Source organism: Clavibacter nebraskensis NCPPB 2581 (genome assembly GCF_000355695.1).
Classification (GTDB): domain Bacteria; phylum Actinomycetota; class Actinomycetes; order Actinomycetales; family Microbacteriaceae; genus Clavibacter; species Clavibacter nebraskensis.
Window position 1 is genome coordinate 1773673 of record NC_020891.1, and the last position, 16651, is coordinate 1790323.

Here is a 16651-nt window from a genome sequence, read left to right on the forward strand (position 1 = left end):
GCCCCTGGGCGCGCCGGGGCCGGCCACCGGCGCGCCCCGCCTAGAGTGGCGATCGGCCTTCCCGCCCCGAGTCGACGCCCCCGTCGCGCCCATGAGGAGAACCGTGAGCTTCACCGCCCCCATCACCCTGCCCGGCCTCACCCTCGACAAGCAGTGGTACAAGCGCTCGGTCTTCTACGAGGTGATGATCCGCTCCTTCGTCGACTCCAACGGCGACGGCACCGGCGACATCCAGGGCCTCATCTCGAAGCTCGACTACCTGCAGTGGCTGGGCATCGACGGCCTGTGGCTCCCGCCCTTCTTCCAGTCGCCCCTCCGCGACGGCGGCTACGACATCAGCGACTACATGGCCGTCCTCCCCGAGTTCGGCACGCTCGACGACTTCAAGGAGCTCGTCACCAAGTCGCACGAGCGCAACATGCGCATCGTCATCGACCTCGTGATGAACCACACCTCCGACCAGCACGAGTGGTTCCAGCAGTCCCGGTCCGACCCCGACGGCCCCTACGGCGACTTCTACGTCTGGAGCGACACCGACGAGAAGTACGAGGACATCCGCGTCATCTTCGTCGACACCGAGGAGTCCAACTGGACCTTCGACCCGGTGCGCCGCCAGTTCTTCTTCCACCGCTTCTTCTCGCACCAGCCCGACCTCAACTTCGACAACCCGAAGGTGCACGAGGCCATCTACGGCGTCATCCGCCACTGGCTCGACATGGGCGTCGACGGCCTGCGCCTCGACGCGATCCCGTACCTCTACGAGACCGAGGAGGGCAACGGCGAGGGCGAGCCCGCCACGCACGAGTTCCTCAAGCGCCTCCGCGCCATGGTCGACGAGGAGTACCCGGGCCGGATCCTCATCGCCGAGGCCAACCAGTGGCCGCGCGAGGTCTCCGCGTTCCTCGGCACCGAGGAGGAGCCCGAGTGCCACATGGCGTTCGACTTCCCGATCATGCCGCGCATCTTCTACTCCCTCCGCTCGCAGACGGCGGACGAGCTGAAGCGGATCATGGGCGAGACGTTCGAGATCCCCGAGGCCGCCGCGTGGGGCGTCTTCCTCCGCAACCACGACGAGCTCACGCTCGAGATGGTGAGCGAGGAGTACCGCCAGGCGATGTACGGCTGGTACGCGTACGACCCCCGCATGCGCGTCAACATCGGCATCCGCCGCCGCCTGGCGCCGCTGCTCGACAACTCACGCGCCGAGCTCGAGCTCGTGCACGCGCTCCTGTTCTCCCTCCCCGGCAGCCCGTTCCTCTACTACGGCGACGAGATCGGCATGGGCGACAACATCTGGCTGCCGGACCGCGACGCGTCTCGCACGCCCATGCAGTGGACCCCGGACCGCAACGCCGGCTTCTCCACGGCCGACCCGGGCAAGCTCTACCTGCCCGTCGTGCAGTCGCTCGTGTACAACTACGCGCAGATCAACGTGGAGTCGCAGCTGGCGCAGTCGCGCTCGCTCCTGCACTGGGTCCGCAACGTCATCCACGTGCGGAAGGCACACCCGGTCTTCGGCCAGGGCACCATCCGCGTCCTCCCGACCGACCACGAGAGCGTCCTCGCGTTCGTGCGCTCCTACGAGGGCAGCGGCACGCACTTCGGCGACCGCGCGGAGGACGTGCTCTGCGTCTTCTCGTTCGCGCACAACCCGGTGTCCGTCACCATCGACGCCTCCGACTTCGCGGGCTCGCAGCTCTACGACCTCTTCGGCGGCGGCGTCTTCCCGACGGTCGGCGACGACGGCCGCCTCACGCTCACGCTCGCCACGCAGAGCTTCTACTGGCTGCACATGGGTGCGCCCGCCATCGGCGGTCGCCCGTAGCATCTACAGGATGAGCACCCGCTGGCACCACTCCCTGGCCTCGTTCGACCTCGAGACGACGGGGGTGGACGTCGAGACCGCCCGCATCGTCACCGCGTGCATCGTCGTGCTCGACGCAGACGGGCAGGTCACCGAACGCCACGACTGGCTCGCGGATCCGGGGGTCGAGATCCCCGCGGGCGCGGCGGCCATCCACGGCGTCACCACGGAGCGCGCGCGGGCCGAGGGGCGCGACGCCGGCGCGGTCGTGCTCGAGATCGTCACGACCATCCGCGAGATGTTCGCCCGGGGCCTCGCCCTCGTGGTCTACAACGCGCCCTACGACCTCACGCTGCTCAACCGCGAGGCCGTGCGGCACGGGGTGGAGCCGCTGCGCGACACCGGCCCCGTCATCGACCCGCTCGTCATCGACAAGGCCGTGGACACCTACCGCCGCGGCAAGCGCACCCTGTCCGTCGCGGCCGAGCACTACGGCGTGCGCCTCGACGATGCGCACGACGCGGGCGCGGACGCCATCGCCGCGGGCCGCGTCGCCCAGGCCATCGCCGGCCGCTACGCCGACCAGCTCGACATCCCGGTGCTGGACCTGCACGACCGCCAGGTCGACTGGTCGCGCGTGCAGGCGGAGAGCTTCCAGGACTACATGCGGCGCACGCGGGATCCCGCGTTCACGACCTCCGGCGCCTGGCCCGAGCGGCACGCCGGATCCTGACCCGCTCCCCCGCCCGCGGACGACGAAGGGCGCCCGGCCGGAGCCGGGCGCCCTTCGTGGTGCAGCGGGTGGGCTGCTACTTCTTGCCGAAGCCCGCGTAGCGCGAGTTGAACTTCTCGACGCGGCCGGCGGAGTCCATGATGCGCTGCTTGCCCGTGTAGAACGGGTGCGACTCGCTCGAGATCTCGACGTCGATGACGGGGTACGTGTTGCCGTCCTCCCACTCGATGGTCTTGGAGCTGCCGACGGTGGAGCGCGTGAGGAACGTCGCACCGGAGGCGAGGTCGCGGAAGACGACGGGGGCGTACTGGGGGTGGATGTCGGTCTTCATCGGGGAGTGTCCTTCGTCGGTTCGATTTCGTGCGCGGGAAGCGTGGGTGCCCGGGATGATCACCGGACCAGTGGACGAGCCTACCAGACGAGTGCCGCGAACGGGCCGGCGCGCCGGTGCGGGTGCAGCGGACGTCAGGACCGGACGGCGCGGGCCGTGAAGCGCCCGTCGTCGTGCGTGACCTCGAGGGCGAGGCCGAAGGTCCGGCTGAGCGCGTCGGCGGTGATGACGTCCGCGAGCGGACCGGCCGCGACGACCGCCCCCTCGCGCAGCAGCAGCGCATGCGTGAAGCCGCGCGGGATCTCCTCGACGTGGTGCGTGACCATGACGATGCCGGGGGCCTCGGGCGCCGACGCGTAGCCGCCGAGGAGCTGCAGCAGCTCCTCGCGCGCGCCGAGGTCGAGGCTCGCGGCCGGCTCGTCGAGCAGGAGCAGCTCGGGGTCGGTCATGATCGAGCGGGCGATCTGCACGCGCTTCTGCTCGCCGTCGCTCAGCGTGCCGAAGCGGCGCTGCTCGAGGTGGCCGAGGCGCCACTCGGCGAGCACGCGCTGGGCGCGGCGCACGTCGATGTCCTCGTAGTCCTCGTTCCACCGCCCGGTGACGGAGTACGCGGCGGTGAGCACGACGTCGAGCACGGTCTCGTCGGCGGGGATGCGCCGGGCCATCGCGGTGGAGGCGAACCCGATGCGCGACCGCAGCTCGAACACGTCGACGCGGCCGAGCTCGTGGTCGAGGACCGTCGCGGTGCCCGAGGACGGGTGCTGCATAGCGGAGGCGATCTGCAGGAGGCTCGTCTTCCCGGCGCCGTTCGGCCCGAGGACGACCCAGCGCTCGTCGCCGTCCACCGTCCACTCCACCTGGTCGAGGATGGGCGTCCCGTTCCGGACGAAGGACACTCCGGACAGGGAGAGGACGTGGCTCATGGGGACGAGTCTACCGGCCCGGGCTGCCCGCCCCTCCCGGCTGCGGGGTGCGCCGGACGGCCGCGCGGCGTCGGCCCCTCAGCGCAGGATCGACGCGTAGATCGCCTCGGTCTGGCGGGCGATGCGGTCCCAGCCGAACTCGCGCTCGGCGCGCACCCGGCCGGCCTCGCCCATGCGCCGAGCGGCGTCGGGATCCGCGACGACCTCCGTCAGCGCGGCCGCGAGGTCGCGGACGAAGCGCTCGGGGTCGGTGGGCGTGCCCGTGCCGTCCGTGGCCTGGTCGATGGGGACGAGGCGGCCGGTGACGCCGTCGTCGACGACCTCGGGGATCCCGCCCGTGGCGGTGCCGACGACGGGGGCGCCGCATGCCATGGCCTCGAGGTTCACGATGCCGAGCGGCTCGTAGACCGACGGGCAGACGAAGACGGTGCCCGCGGTGAGCACGGCGGAGAGCTCGCGGCGCGGCAGGAGGCGGTCGATCCAGACGACGCCCGAGCGCTCCTCCTGGAGGCCGCGGACGAGGGCCGTGACCTCCTCCATGATCTGCGGGGTGTCGGGCGCGCCCGCGCACAGCACCATCTGCACGTCGGTCGGCAGCAGCGCGGCGGCGCGCAGGAGATAGGGCAGCCCCTTCTGGCGCGTGATCCGGCCGACGAACACGACCGAGGGCCGCGAGGGGTCGATGCCGAGCGAGCGCACCAGCTCGTCGTCGTGCACGGGCGCCCACGACTCGAGGTCGATGCCGTTGTAGACCGTGTGCACCCGGGCCTCGTCGAGCGCGGGGTACGAGCGGAGGATGTCGCGCTTCATCCCGTCGCTCACGGCGATGACGGCGTCGGCCGCCTGGTAGGCGGTGCGCTCGATCCAGCTGGAGACGCGGTACCCGCCGCCCAGCTGCTCGGCCTTCCAGGGGCGGAGCGGCTCGAGGCTGTGCGCGGTGACGACGTGCGGGATCCCGTGCAGCATCGACGCCACGTGGCCCGCGTGGTTCGCGTACCAGGTGTGCGAGTGGACGACGTCGGCGCCCACGACGTCGCTCGCGATCGCCAGGTCGACGCCCATCGTCTGCAGCGTCGCGTTGGCCGCGCGGAGCTCCGACGGGACGGGATAGGAGAAGACGCCGGGCTCGTCGCGCGGCGCGCCGAAGGCACGGACGACGACCTCCGTCCGCTTCCGCATGGCCTTGACGAGCTCGGTGACGTGCACGCCGGCACCCCCGTAGACCTCGGGCGGGTACTCCTTGGTGATCACGTCTGCTCGCATTGGTCGAACGCTAGTACATGCCCCGACGTGCATCTACGCTGGAGCAATGGCATCGAAGAAGATCTTTGGAATCGTGCTCGCCGGCGGCGAGGGCAAGCGCCTCATGCCGCTCACCGCGGACCGGGCGAAGCCTGCGGTGCCGTTCGGCGGGCAGTACCGGCTCATCGACTTCGCGCTCTCCAACCTCATCAACTCGGGCCTCACGCAGATCGTCGTGCTGACGCAGTACAAGTCGCACTCGCTCGACCGGCACGTGTCGCAGACCTGGCGCCTCAACCAGATGCTCAACTCCTACATCGCATCGGTGCCCGCGCAGCAGCGCCTCGGCAAGCGGTGGTTCAGCGGCTCGGCCGACGCGATCCTGCAGAGCCTCAACCTCATCAACGACGAGAAGCCCGACATCGTCGTCGTGGTCGGCGCCGACCACGTGTACCGCATGGACTTCAGCCAGATGATCGAGGCGCACATCGCGTCCGGCCACGGCGCCACGGTCGCGGCGATCCGCCAGCCCATCGAGCTCGCCGACCAGTTCGGCGTCATCGACGTGGATCCCGCGAACCCGTACCAGATCCGCGCCTTCCTCGAGAAGCCGAAGGACCCGCAGGGCCTCGACGACTCCCCGGGCGAGGTGCTCGCCTCCATGGGCAACTACGTCTTCGACACCGACCAGCTCATCGACGCGGTGCGCCGCGACGGCGAGAACGCGGAGTCCGCGCACGACATGGGCGGCGACATCGTGCCGTGGTTCGTCGAGCAGGGCAACGCCGGCGTCTACGACCTCAACCGCAACGAGGTGCCCGGCGCCAACGACCGCGACCGCTACTACTGGCGCGACGTCGGCACGATCGAGTCCTTCTTCGACGCGCACCAGGACCTCATCTCGGCCCTGCCCGTGTTCAACCTCTACAACAAGGACTGGCCGATCTTCAGCCAGCAGCTCAACAGCCCGCCGGCCAAGTTCGTCCGGGACGCGCAGGGCAACACGGGCACGATGATCGACTCGATCACCTCGCTCGGCGGCGTCATCAGCGGCGCCCACGTGGAGCGCAGCGTGCTGGGCCCGTGGGTCATCGCGGAGTCGGGTGCCCGCATCGTCGACAGCATCGTGTTCGACAAGGTGCACATCGGGGCGGGCGCGGTCATCACCCGTGCGATCCTCGACAAGGACGTCGAGGTCGAGCCCGGCGCCACGGTCGGCGTCGACCACGACCGCGACCGGGCGCGCGGCTTCACCGTCACCGACGGCGGCATCACCGTCGTGGGCAAGGGCGTGCGCGTCACCCCGTGAGCGACGTCCTGCCGCTGGCGCCGGCCGCACCGACGGCGTCGCCCGTCCCCCGCGCCCTCCCGCGCATGCTCGTGGTGCTCGACGTCGACTCGACCCTCATCGAGGACGAGGCGATCGAGCTGCTCGCCGCGGAGGCGGGTTCGCTCGACGAGGTCGCCGCCGTCACCGAGCGCGCGATGCGCGGGGAGCTGGACTTCGCGGAGAGCCTGAGCTCGCGGGTCGCGACGCTGGCCGGGCTGCCGTCGTCGGTGCACGCCGCCGTCGGGGCGCGCATCCGCGTCACCCCCGGCGCGGAGCGCATGATCGCCGGCCTCCACGACGCCGGCCACATCGTGGCGGTCGTGTCGGGCGGCTTCCACGAGCTGCTGGATCCGCTGGCCGAGCGCCTCGGGCTCGACCTCTGGCGCGCGAACCGGCTGGAGACGGCCGACGGGCGGCTCACGGGTCGCGTCACGGGTCCCGTCATCGACGCCGCCGCCAAGCGCGCCGCCGTCGAGGAGTGGAGCGCCGGGCTCGGCATCCCGCTCGCCCGCGTCGTGGCGATCGGCGACGGCGCCAACGACCTCGAGATGATGGCCGTGGCCGGGCTCTCCGTCGCCTTCGACGCGAAGCCCGCCGTCCGACGGCGCGCCGACGTGTGCGTCGACCGCCGAGACCTCGCGCAGGTGCTCGCGCTCCTGGGCCTCCCCCGCTGATCCGGTCGCCCGGGCCCGCGCGGGTCAGCCGGTGACGACAGCCCGCGCGATCGCCGCGAGCTGGGCGATGTTGGCGGGCATCCGCTCCCGCTCGGACGGCAGGCTCGCGAGGTGCGTGACGTTGTCGAGGTAGGCCAGGAAGATGAACGCGCCGAAGCGCTCGTCGGGGACGCCCGTGCTGCCGCCGGCCGCCGTGTAGGCGCGGTGGAACTGCGCGCGCTGCCGGGGCGCCAGGAACATGATCGCCGCGGCGACGTCGAGGCCGGCGGGGCCCAGACCGCAGCGGTCGAAGTCGATGACGGAGACGCCGGCGGGCCCCTGGATCAGGTTGCCCGGGTGGTAGTCGCCGTGCACCATGATCGGCGGCCCGGCCTCCGCCAGGGTGGCGCGGAGCTCCTCGATCGCGCCGGCCAGCGCGTCGGCGGTGGAGCCGTCGGCCATGATGCCCGGATAGCCCTCGACGAGGCGCTCCAGCCGCGTGGTCGCGTAGTCCGCGTCGTAGCGGCGCCGCTCCCCCGCGAGGGCGACGGCCGCCGGATCCGCGCCGGCCGCGTGCAGGGCGGCCAGCGTCTCGGCGAACGGCCCCGCGTCCGACGAGGCGGGGAGGCTGCTCAGCATGTCGCCGTCGTGCCAGGTGAGCAGGCTCGCGAGGCGACGCTCGACGCGCTCGCCCGACGCGCTGGCCACCGCCCGGCGGAGGCCGACCTCGTCGTGGTCGGGGACGGGGACCTCCACGGTCGCCGTCCAGGATCCGTGGCGCGTGCGCTGCGGATCCGGCACGGACGGCCCGCCGCGCGCCGCCAGCGCGTCGAGCCAGTCGAGCTCCAGGTCGATCTCGCGCTGCTTCCGACGCGCGACGTGCAGGCGGAGCAGGTAGCGGGATCCGTCCTCGACGTCGACCCGGTAGGCGTGGTTGTGCGTGGCCCCCAGCTCGGTGAGCGCGACGGGACCGGTGTCCCAGGCCGCCAGGAGGTCGGACACGGCGCTCTCCCCGACGGTCGGGGTCAGTGGCCCATGCCGAGGCCGCCGTCGACCGGGATCACGGCGCCCGAGATGTACGCGGCCTCGTCCGAGGACACCCACGCCACGACGCCGGCGACCTCGGCGGCGGTGCCGTAGCGTCCGGCCGGGATGGACTTCTTGTACTCGGCCGCCGTCGCCTCGGGGAGCTCGGCGGTCATGTCGGTCTCGATGAAGCCGGGCGCGACGACGTTCGCGGTGATGCCGCGGGCGCCGAGCTCACGGGTGACGGATCGGGCGAGACCGACGAGCCCGCTCTTGGACGCCGCGTAGTTGACCTGGCCACCCGAGCCGTAGAGCCCGACGACGCTGGAGATGAGGACGATGCGGCCGAAGCGCGCCTTGAGCATGCCCTTGGACGCGCGCTTGACGACGCGGAACGCGCCGCCCAGGTTCGTGTCGACGACCTCGGTGAAGTCGTCGTCGCTCATGCGCATCATGAGGGTGTCGCGCGTGATGCCCGCGTTGGCGACGACGACCTCGACGGGTCCGTACGCGGCCTCGACCTCGGTGAACGCGGCGTCGACGGACGCGGCGTCGGTCACGTCCGCGCGCACCGTGAGGCTGCCGTCGGGGCCCTGGCCGGAGCGCGCGGTGACGGCGACGCGGTGGCCCCGACGCAGCATCTCGTCGGCGATCGCGTATCCGATCCCCCTGTTGCCTCCGGTGACGACGACGGTGCGTGAGGTGCTCATGGGGGACCTTCCATTACGGCTTGGAGGGGGCTTGCGGACGCGGACGAGCCTATCGGTGGCCGGGCGTACCCTGGTCTCGATGGGGAGCGCGTCGCTCCCTGCGAAGGACGCCATCCACGCATGCCAGCCCCGCAGCAGTCGGTCACCAGCCTCCCCCGGTCCCCGCAGGAGGACCGCCATGCCCGCATGGTCAAGTACACCATCGCGATGAGCATCCGCATGGTCTGCATCCTGTCCTGCCTCTTCCTCCAGGGCTGGTGGCTGGCCGTCGCCGCCATCGGCGCCGTCGTCCTCCCGTACTTCGCGGTCATCCTCGCGAACGTCGGCGGCAACCAGGGCACCGCGGTCGAGCGCCCCGGCGGCGTGGTCGTCGTCTCCGCCCGCCACTCCGGCTTCCCGCCGCCCGCCGAGCCGTACGTGCCGTCGGAGCCGTTCCGCGCGTCGGAGCCCTTCACCACGCCCGAGCCCTTCACGGCCTACGAGACCGGTCGCGCGCCCGAGGCGGCCCCCGGCTCGTCGGCCGCCCGTCCGACGAGCGCGGGAGGACCGACCGCGCCCGACACCCCGACCGTCGCGTGAGCGGGCTCGCCTTCTGGGGCCTCGGATCCGCCGGGCCGTCCTCCGACGGCGTCGAGTGCTCGCGTGCGGGCTGCCGCGCCGACGCCGCCTGGCGCGTCGAGTGGCGGAACCCGCGCATCCACACGCCCGATCGGGTCAAGACCTGGACCGCGTGCGACGAGCACGTGGGCTTCCTGCGCGACTTCCTCGCCGGTCGCGACTTCCCCGTGCGCGTCGCCGCGATCGACGCGCCCGCCGCGGGGGCGATCGCGTGAGCCGCTGGCGCTTCGTCCTCAACCGCAGGTGGGCCGGCTACCTCGCGGTCGCCGTGGTCTTCGCCATCGCCTGCGTCCTCCTCAGCCACTGGCAGTTCGCGCGCCGCGACGAGGCCCTCGCCGAGATCGCCAAGGTGGAGGACAACTGGGACCGTGCCGCGCAGCCGGTCGACCAGGTGCTCGCCGACACGTCGGCGTATGTCGACACGCAGAAGTGGACCCCGGTCACGATGACCGGCACCTACCTGGTGGACGAGCAGCTGCTCGCCCGCAACCGGCCGTTCAACGGGCAGCCGGGCTTCGAGGTGCTCACTCCGCTGCGCCTCGACGACGGCCGCGTGTTCGTCGTCGACCGCGGCTGGGTGCCCAGCGGCAACTCGCAGGACTCCCCCGACTCGGTCCCCACCCCGCCCGCCGGCGAGGTCACGGTGACGGCGCGCCTCAAGGCGGGCGAGCCGGAGCTGCCGGGTCGATCCGCTCCCGAGGGCCAGATCGCGACCGTCAACCTGCCCGACATCGCCGAGCGCGTGGGGTCGCCGACGTTCACGGGCGCGTACGGCCTGCTGATCTCCGAGGATCCCGCCCCGGCCGACGCCGCGCCGTTCGCGACGCCGCGTCCCGAGGAGGACGAGGGCCCGCACCTGTCCTACGCGTTCCAGTGGCTGGTGTTCGCGATCATCGCGTTCGTCGGCCTCGGCGTCGCCGTCCGCAACGAGTACCGCATCATCAACGCGGACGATCCCGAGGAGCAGGACCGCGAGCGCGCCCGTCAGGCGAAGCGCGCCCGGAGGCAGCCCTCCGACGCCGACGTCGAGGACCGCATCCTCGACGAGGCCCGCTGACCCGACGACCCGGCCGGTCGGCCGCGCCGGTCAACGCGCCCGACCCGATCAGGCCAGCTCGATGAGGTCCATGTAGTCGGGGCTCCAGTGGTCCTCGGTGCCCTCCGGCATGATCAGGACGCGCTCCGGGTTCAGCGCCTCGACCGCACCCGAGTCGTGGCTCACGAGCACCACGGCGCCTGAGTACGTGTTGAGCGCGCCGAGGATCTCCTCGCGGCTCGCGGGGTCGAGGTTGTTGGTGGGCTCGTCGAGCAGCAGCACGTTCGCGCCGGACACGACGATCATCGCGAGCGCGAGCCGCGTCTTCTCGCCGCCGGACAGGACACCGGCGGGCTTCGCCGAGTCGTCGCCCGTGAAGAGGAACGAGCCCAGCACGCGACGCGCCTCCATCTCGGAGATGTCGGGCGAGGAGGAGACCATGTTCTCCAGCACGCTGCGCTTCACGTCGATGGTCTCGTGCTCCTGCGCGTAGTAGCCGACGCGGAGGCCGTGGCCGGGCTCGAGCTTCCCGGTGTCGGGCTGGTCGACGCCCGCGAGGATCCGCAGGAGCGTCGTCTTGCCCGCGCCGTTGAGGCCGAGGATGACGACCTTGCTGCCGCGGTCGATCGCGAGGTCGACGGCGGTGAAGATCTCGAGCGAGCCGTAGTTCTTGCTGAGGTCGCTCGCCATGAGCGGCGTGCGGCCGCACGCCACGGGCTCGGGGAAGCGCAGCTTGGCGACGCGGTCGACGGCCCGCACCTCCTCGAGGCCGGAGAGCATCTTCTCGGCGCGGCGCACCATCTGGTGGGCGGCGGCGGCCTTCGACGCCTTGGCGCCGAACTTCGCGGCCTGCAGCTGGAGGACGCCCGCCTTCTTCTCGACGTTGGCGCGCTCCTTCTTGCGGCGCTCCTCGTCGGCGGCGCGCTGGCGCTGGTAGTGCTTCCAGCCCATGTTGTAGATGTCGATGACCATGCGGTTGGCGTCGAGGTAGAAGACGCGGTTCACGGTCTCGCCGACGAGCTCCACGTCGTGGCTGATCACGATGAGCCCGCCCTGGTAGCCCTTCAGGAACTCGCGCAGCCAGGTGACGGAGTCGGCGTCGAGGTGGTTGGTGGGCTCGTCGAGCAGCATGGTGTCGGCGCCGGAGAAGAGGATGCGCGCGAGCTCGATGCGGCGGCGCTGGCCGCCGGAGAGGGTGCTGAGCGGCTGGTCGAGGATCCGGTCGGGCAGGCTCAGGTTGCTCGCGATCGAGGCGGCCTCGGCCTCGGCCGCGTATCCGCCCAGCGCGACGAAGCGCTCCTCGAGTCGGCCGTAGTCCTTCATCGCCTTCGCCGAGACCTTGTCGTCCGTGGACGCCATGTCGAGCATCGCGCGCTGCATGTCGAGCGACAGCGTGCCGAGGCCGCGGGCGTCGAGGATGCGGGTGCGCGCCAGGTCCTCCGGGTTGCCGGAGCGCGGGTCCTGCGGGAGGTAGCCGATCTCGCCGGAGCGGTCGATGCGGCCGCCGGTGGGCTGGCCCTCCCCCGCGAGGATCTTCGTGAGCGTCGTCTTGCCGGCGCCGTTGCGGCCGACGAGGCCGATCTTGTCCCCCGGGCTCACCCGGAACGAGACGTCCTCCATGAGGACGCGGGCGCCGACGCGCAGCTCCAGGTCGTGTACAGCGAGCACGGTGAGGGGTCCTTCTGTTGAGCGGATGTCCCACGGTCCGTGGGAGAGGGGCGACCCGCAGCAGAGGGGGTCGAGCCCGGTCGGTCGAGGGCGTCCATCGGACCCGACCGGTCCAGTGTACGAGACGACGGCGCCGCGGGCCTCCCCGGGCGGGCGACGCGACGACGGCCCCACCCGGGAGCGGGTGGGGCCGTCGTGGACGAGCGGGTGGAGCGGGGATCACATGGAGAAGCCGAGGGCCCGCATCATGTCGCGGCCGTCGTCGGTGATCCGGTCGGGACCCCACGGCGGCATCCACACCCAGTTGATGCGGAACGCGGCCACGACGCCGTCGAGCGCCTCGGCCGTCTGCTCCTCGAGCACGTCGGTGAGGGGGCAGCCCGCCGACGTCAGCGTCATGTGGATGATGAGGGCGTCGTTCTCGTCGTCCCACGCGAGGTCGTAGATGAGGCCCAGGTCGACCACGTTGATCCCGAGCTCGGGATCCATGACGTCCTTGAGCGCCTCCTCGACCTCGTCGAACTTCTGCGGGGTCAGCGTGCTCTGCGTGCTCACGCGTCCACCGTGGTCGAGGGCGTCAGGAAGCGGTCGTAGCCCTCCTCCTCGAGGCGGTCGGCCAGCTCGCGGCCGCCCTGCTCGGCGACCCGGCCCGCGACGAACACGTGCACGAAGTCGGGCTGGATGTAGCGGAGGATGCGCGTGTAGTGCGTGATGAGCAGGAGCCCGAGGCCCGTGTTCGCCTTCGCGCGGTTGACGCCCTCCGAGACGATCTTGAGCGCGTCGACGTCGAGGCCGGAGTCGGTCTCGTCGAGGACCGCGAACTTCGGCTTCAGCAGCTCGAGCTGCAGCACCTCGTTGCGCTTCTTCTCGCCGCCGGAGAAGCCCTCGTTGACGTTGCGCTCCGCGAACGCGGGGTCCATCTTGAGCGCCGCCATGGAGGTGCGGACGTCCTTGATCCAGCCGCGGATTGCCGGTGCCTCGCCGTCGATCGCGGTCTTCGCGGTGCGGAGGAAGTTGGTGGTGGTGACGCCCGGGATCTCGACCGGGTACTGCATGGCGAGGAACAGGCCCGCACGGGCGCGCTCGTCCACGGTCATGTCGAGGACCTCGACGCCGTCGAGCGTGATGGAGCCGGAGTCGACGTGGTACTTGGGGTGACCCGAGATCGTGTACGCCAGCGTGGACTTGCCGGAGCCGTTCGGGCCCATGATCGCGTGGATCTCGCCCTCGTTGATCGTGAGGTCGACGCCCTTGAGGATCTGCTTGCGACCCTGCTCGGTGTCGACGCTGACGTGCAGGTCGGTGATGGTGAGAGTTGACATGCGTGCGGTTCCTCTAGCTCTTCGGGGTGGTGTCGATGTGGATGTCGCCGTCCACGATCGTCACCGGGTAGACGGGGACGGGCTCGTAGGCCGGCAGCGTGCGCGGCTTGCCCGTCTCGAGGGAGAACTTGGAGCCGTGGGCCCAGCACTCCAGGGTGTCGCCCTCGACGAAGCCCTCGGCCAGCGAGATGTCGCCGTGCGTGCAGGTGTCGCCGATGGCGTGCACCGTGCCCGAGGAGTCCTTCACGAGCGCGATGGCGAGTCCCTCGATCTCGATGCGGAGCGCCTCGTTCTCGCCGAGCTCGTCGACGGCGCAGATGCGGACGGCGGTCATCGGGCGACCGTCCCGGTAGCCGGGGCGGACAGCTCGGCCTCGATGGCGGACTGCAGCCGCTCCTCGAGGTCGGGGACGCCGATCTGCTGCACGATCTCGCTGAGGAAGCCGCGGACGACGAGGCGCCTGGCCTCCTCCTCCGTGATCCCGCGGGCCTGCAGGTAGAACAGCTGCTCGTCGTCGAAGCGGCCCGTGGCGCTCGCGTGACCGGCGCCGACGATGTCGCCGGTCTCGATCTCGAGGTTCGGGACCGAGTCGGCGCGCGTGCCGTCCGTGAGGACGAGGTTGCGGTTCTGCTCGTAGCTGTCGGTGCCGGGCGCGGAGCGGCGGATGAGGACGTCGCCGATCCAGACCGTGCGCGCGCCCTTCCCCTGCAGCGCGCCCTTGTAGGTCACACGGCTGCGGGTGTTCGGGGCGTCGTGGTCGACGTACACCTGCTGCTCGAGGTGCTGGCCCGCGTCGGCGAAGTAGACGCCGAGGAGCTCGCCGTCGGCGCCCTCGTTGGTGAGGTGGGCGGAGGGGTTGACCCGGACGATGGATCCGCCGAGCGTCACCACCACGTGCTTGAGCTTCGCGTCGCGGCCGACGACGGCCTGGTGCGCCGCGAGGTGGCGCGCCTCGTCGTCCCACTGCTGCACGGTGACGACCGTGAGCTCGGCCTGATCGCCGACGACGATCTCGACGTTCTCCGCGAGGGACGCCGACCCGGCGTTGTCGAGGATGACGACGCCGCGGCTGAAGGGCGCGGCCGTGATGACGGTGTGCGCGGCGCGCGGCGCGGTCCCGAGCTCGGAGCGGCCGACCGTCACGGTGACGCGCTCCTCCCCCGTGACGTCGATGGCGAGGGCCTCGCCGAATGACGACCAGGCGTTGGCCTGGGCGCGGTCCTCGGGGGCTCCCGCGGTGCCGACGCGCGCGTCGTCCCGGGGGATCCAGGAGACGGACGTGCCCGCGGACTCGGAGCTGGTGACCGGGTAGCGCGACCCGTCGAGCTGACCGGAGATGAGGTCGTCGAGCCGGCGGACGGGCGTCAGCTTCCAGACGGCCTCACGGCCGGTCACGGCCTCGAACGCCTCGACGTCCGTGGACGTGAAGCGCTCGGAGCGCGTCTGGATGGGGACGTTCGCCCACCCTCCGTCGGTGTGCGCTCGGGCGCCGTGCTGGTCGGCGGGGACGGGGGCTTCTGTGGTGGCGAGTGGGGTCGTCATCTAGCCGACGGATCCTTCCATGCCCATCTCGATGAGCTTGTTGAGTTCGAGCGCGTACTCCATGGGCAGCTCTCGGGCGATGGGCTCGATGAAGCCGCGGACGATCATGGCCATGGCCTCGTCCTCGGGCATGCCCCGGCTCATCAGGTAGAACAGCTGCTCCTCGCTGACGCGCGAGACCGTGGCCTCGTGCCCGAGCTGGACGTCGTCGACGCGGATGTCGATCGTGGGGTACGTGTCGGAGCGGGAGATGGTGTCGACCAGCAGGGCGTCGCAGCGGACGGTGTTGGCGGAGTGGTGCGCCGCCGCGTCCACGCGGATCTCGCCGCGGTAGCCGGCCCGGCCGCCGCCGCGCGCGATCGACTTCGAGACGATCGACGACTGCGTGTACGGCGCCATGTGCACCATCTTCGCGCCGGCGTCCTGGTGCTGGCCGGGGCCCGCGAAGGCGACCGAGAGGGTCTCGCCCTTGGCGCGCTCGCCCATGAGGTAGATGGAGGGGTACTTCATCGTGACCTTGGAGCCGATGTTGCCGTCGATCCACTCCATGGTCGCGCCCTCGGCCGCAGTGGCGCGCTTGGTGACGAGGTTGTAGACGTTGTTCGACCAGTTCTGGATGGTCGTGTAGCGGACGCGGGCGTCCTTCTTCACGATGATCTCGACGACCGCGGAGTGCAGCGAGTCGGACTTGTAGATGGGCGCGGTGCAGCCCTCGATGTAGTGGACGTAGCTGCCCTCGTCCGCGATGATCAGCGTCCGCTCGAACTGGCCCATGTTCTCGGTGTTGATGCGGAAGTACGCCTGCAGCGGGATCTCGACATGCACGCCCTTGGGCACGTACACGAACGATCCGCCGGACCAGACGGCCGTGTTCAGCGCCGCGAACTTGTTGTCGCCCGCGGGGATGACGGTGCCGAAGTACTCCTTGAACAGCTCCGGGTGCTCGCGCAGCGCCGTGTCGGTGTCCATGAAGATGACGCCCTGGTCCTCGAGCTCCTTCTGGATGGAGTGGAACACGACCTCGGACTCGTACTGGGCGGCGACGCCGGAGACGAGGCGCTGGCGCTCCGCCTCGGGGATGCCGAGCCGCTCGTACGTGTTCTTGATGTCGTCGGGCAGGTCCTCCCACGTCTGGGCCTGCTTCTCGGTGGAGCGCACGAAGTACTTGATGTTGTCGAAGTCGATGCCGGAGAGATCGGCGCCCCATGTCGGCATGGGCTTCTTGCCGAAGAGCTCGTAGCCCTTCATGCGGTTGGCGAGCATCCACTCGGGCTCTTCCTTGCGGCGCGAGATGTCCGCGACGACCTGCGGGGAGATGCCGCGCTTGGCCGAGGCGCCGGCGACGTCCGAGTCGGACCAGCCGAACTCGTACTGCCCCAGGCTCTCGAGCTCCGGTCGGTCGATGAGCACATCTGACATGGCTACCTGCTTTCCTGGCGATCTGGGCGTATCAGCGCCGTATCGGCATGTGCCTCCCGCACGGCGACGCCGCTTCGGTGACGAGAGGAAGACTGTGGGTGTCCGGGATGGGGCGGCTTGACGCCCCGGGCCCCTCTTAGGATGAACAGGAACGCGGGTGGACTTGTTCCCGCCGTCCTCGATGACGTGCCGGATGCTGCAAGACCCGACGTGTTCCACGAACGACCCGATTCTACGGGCAATCCAGCGGGCACGGAAGGCAGGCAGTGACTCACGGCACCGATGCGGGGCAGT

The 16651-nt window shown here is 70.9% G+C and carries 18 protein-coding genes; 7 read left to right on the top strand and 11 right to left on the bottom strand.

Annotated elements, in window-relative coordinates:
- Window positions 1-91: 91 nt before the first annotated feature.
- Together treS and CMN_RS08360 are read left to right on the top strand one after the other, a co-directional pair.
- A complete protein-coding gene (gene treS / locus CMN_RS08355; protein WP_045929197.1) occupies window positions 92-1825 on the top strand; it encodes a maltose alpha-D-glucosyltransferase in 1734 nt (577 codons plus the stop codon).
- 10 nt (window positions 1826-1835) lie between these two features.
- A complete protein-coding gene (locus CMN_RS08360; protein ID WP_015490387.1) occupies window positions 1836-2537 on the top strand; it encodes a 3'-5' exonuclease in 702 nt (233 codons plus the stop codon).
- Window positions 2538-2613: 76 nt separating this feature from the next.
- On the opposite strand, the gene CMN_RS08365 is transcribed toward CMN_RS08360, so the two are convergent.
- The 3 genes from CMN_RS08365 to glgA all read right to left on the bottom strand — a co-directional run bounded on the left by CMN_RS08365 (window position 2614) and on the right by glgA (window position 5054).
- Window positions 2614-2868, bottom strand: coding sequence for a type B 50S ribosomal protein L31 (locus tag CMN_RS08365; RefSeq protein WP_015490388.1), 255 nt, complete (start codon window positions 2866-2868; stop codon window positions 2614-2616).
- A gap of 134 nt (window positions 2869-3002) precedes the next feature.
- Window positions 3003-3791: an ABC transporter ATP-binding protein gene (locus CMN_RS08370; RefSeq protein WP_015490389.1), complete on the bottom strand. Its 789-nt coding sequence runs from the start codon at window positions 3789-3791 to the stop codon at window positions 3003-3005.
- A gap of 78 nt (window positions 3792-3869) precedes the next feature.
- A complete protein-coding gene (glgA, locus tag CMN_RS08375) occupies window positions 3870-5054 on the bottom strand; it encodes a glycogen synthase (protein WP_041465267.1) in 1185 nt (394 codons plus the stop codon).
- 46 nt (window positions 5055-5100) lie between these two features.
- Between glgA and CMN_RS08380 the strand changes: the two genes are divergently transcribed.
- Window positions 5101-6342, top strand: coding sequence for a glucose-1-phosphate adenylyltransferase (locus tag CMN_RS08380; protein ID WP_015490391.1), 1242 nt, complete (start codon window positions 5101-5103; stop codon window positions 6340-6342).
- Window positions 6339-7037 (top strand): phosphoserine phosphatase SerB, encoded by a 699-nt coding sequence (gene serB, locus CMN_RS08385; RefSeq protein WP_015490392.1) that lies wholly within the window; start codon window positions 6339-6341, stop codon window positions 7035-7037. The genes CMN_RS08380 and serB overlap by 4 nt, the downstream gene beginning before the upstream one ends.
- A 24-nt stretch (window positions 7038-7061) precedes the next feature.
- On the opposite strand, the gene CMN_RS08390 is transcribed toward serB, so the two are convergent.
- Together CMN_RS08390 and fabG are read right to left on the bottom strand one after the other, a co-directional pair.
- The gene (locus CMN_RS08390) at window positions 7062-8018 is read right to left on the bottom strand and encodes a phosphotransferase enzyme family protein (RefSeq protein ID WP_015490393.1); all 957 of its coding nucleotides are present in this window, start codon (window positions 8016-8018) and stop codon (window positions 7062-7064) included.
- A gap of 23 nt (window positions 8019-8041) precedes the next feature.
- Window positions 8042-8752: a 3-oxoacyl-ACP reductase FabG gene (fabG, locus tag CMN_RS08395; RefSeq protein WP_015490394.1), complete on the bottom strand. Its 711-nt coding sequence runs from the start codon at window positions 8750-8752 to the stop codon at window positions 8042-8044.
- Window positions 8753-8872: 120 nt separating this feature from the next.
- Here fabG and CMN_RS14655 point away from each other — a divergent pair, with 120 nt between their 5' ends.
- The 3 genes from CMN_RS14655 to CMN_RS08410 are packed head-to-tail and all read left to right on the top strand — an operon-like array spanning window position 8873 to window position 10427.
- Complete coding sequence (locus CMN_RS14655; protein WP_015490395.1) at window positions 8873-9331, top strand: DUF3099 domain-containing protein; 459 nt, start codon at window positions 8873-8875, stop codon at window positions 9329-9331.
- Entirely contained in the window at window positions 9328-9585 is a 258-nt protein-coding gene (locus tag CMN_RS08405) for a hypothetical protein (RefSeq protein WP_015490396.1), read from the top strand. The genes CMN_RS14655 and CMN_RS08405 overlap by 4 nt, the downstream gene beginning before the upstream one ends.
- Window positions 9582-10427, top strand: coding sequence for an SURF1 family cytochrome oxidase biogenesis protein (locus CMN_RS08410; RefSeq protein ID WP_015490397.1), 846 nt, complete (start codon window positions 9582-9584; stop codon window positions 10425-10427). Before CMN_RS08405 ends, CMN_RS08410 begins: the two co-directional genes overlap by 4 nt.
- 48 nt (window positions 10428-10475) lie before the next feature.
- Here CMN_RS08410 and CMN_RS08415 read toward each other — a convergent pair whose 3' ends face one another.
- The 6 genes from CMN_RS08415 to sufB form a co-directional block, all read right to left on the bottom strand.
- A complete protein-coding gene (locus tag CMN_RS08415; protein WP_015490398.1) occupies window positions 10476-12074 on the bottom strand; it encodes an ABC-F family ATP-binding cassette domain-containing protein in 1599 nt (532 codons plus the stop codon).
- Window positions 12075-12293: 219 nt separating this feature from the next.
- Complete coding sequence (locus CMN_RS08420) at window positions 12294-12629, bottom strand: metal-sulfur cluster assembly factor (RefSeq protein ID WP_012299299.1); 336 nt, start codon at window positions 12627-12629, stop codon at window positions 12294-12296.
- Window positions 12626-13396, bottom strand: coding sequence for a Fe-S cluster assembly ATPase SufC (sufC, locus tag CMN_RS08425; RefSeq protein WP_015490399.1), 771 nt, complete (start codon window positions 13394-13396; stop codon window positions 12626-12628). Before sufC ends, CMN_RS08420 begins: the two co-directional genes overlap by 4 nt.
- A gap of 13 nt (window positions 13397-13409) precedes the next feature.
- Window positions 13410-13730, bottom strand: coding sequence for a non-heme iron oxygenase ferredoxin subunit (locus CMN_RS08430; RefSeq protein ID WP_015490400.1), 321 nt, complete (start codon window positions 13728-13730; stop codon window positions 13410-13412).
- Entirely contained in the window at window positions 13727-14938 is a 1212-nt protein-coding gene (gene sufD / locus CMN_RS08435; RefSeq protein ID WP_015490401.1) for a Fe-S cluster assembly protein SufD, read from the bottom strand. Before sufD ends, CMN_RS08430 begins: the two co-directional genes overlap by 4 nt.
- Complete coding sequence (sufB, locus tag CMN_RS08440) at window positions 14939-16357, bottom strand: Fe-S cluster assembly protein SufB (protein ID WP_015490402.1); 1419 nt, start codon at window positions 16355-16357, stop codon at window positions 14939-14941. It lies immediately after the preceding gene.
- Window positions 16358-16651: the final 294 nt, after the last annotated feature.

Coding starts and splice junctions, on each gene's coding strand:
- sufB (WP_015490402.1), bottom strand. CDS start 16,357: ATGTCAGATGTGCTCATCGACCGACCGGAGCTCGAGAGCCTGGGGCAG.
- CMN_RS08380 (WP_015490391.1), top strand. CDS start 5,101: ATGGCATCGAAGAAGATCTTTGGAATCGTGCTCGCCGGCGGCGAGGGC.
- glgA (WP_041465267.1), bottom strand. CDS start 5,054: ATGCGAGCAGACGTGATCACCAAGGAGTACCCGCCCGAGGTCTACGGG.
- treS (WP_045929197.1), top strand. CDS start 92: ATGAGGAGAACCGTGAGCTTCACCGCCCCCATCACCCTGCCCGGCCTC.
- CMN_RS08365 (WP_015490388.1), bottom strand. CDS start 2,868: ATGAAGACCGACATCCACCCCCAGTACGCCCCCGTCGTCTTCCGCGAC.
- CMN_RS08370 (WP_015490389.1), bottom strand. CDS start 3,791: ATGAGCCACGTCCTCTCCCTGTCCGGAGTGTCCTTCGTCCGGAACGGG.
- sufD (WP_015490401.1), bottom strand. CDS start 14,938: ATGACGACCCCACTCGCCACCACAGAAGCCCCCGTCCCCGCCGACCAG.
- sufC (WP_015490399.1), bottom strand. CDS start 13,396: ATGTCAACTCTCACCATCACCGACCTGCACGTCAGCGTCGACACCGAG.
- fabG (WP_015490394.1), bottom strand. CDS start 8,752: ATGAGCACCTCACGCACCGTCGTCGTCACCGGAGGCAACAGGGGGATC.
- CMN_RS14655 (WP_015490395.1), top strand. CDS start 8,873: ATGCCAGCCCCGCAGCAGTCGGTCACCAGCCTCCCCCGGTCCCCGCAG.
- CMN_RS08430 (WP_015490400.1), bottom strand. CDS start 13,730: ATGACCGCCGTCCGCATCTGCGCCGTCGACGAGCTCGGCGAGAACGAG.
- CMN_RS08360 (WP_015490387.1), top strand. CDS start 1,836: ATGAGCACCCGCTGGCACCACTCCCTGGCCTCGTTCGACCTCGAGACG.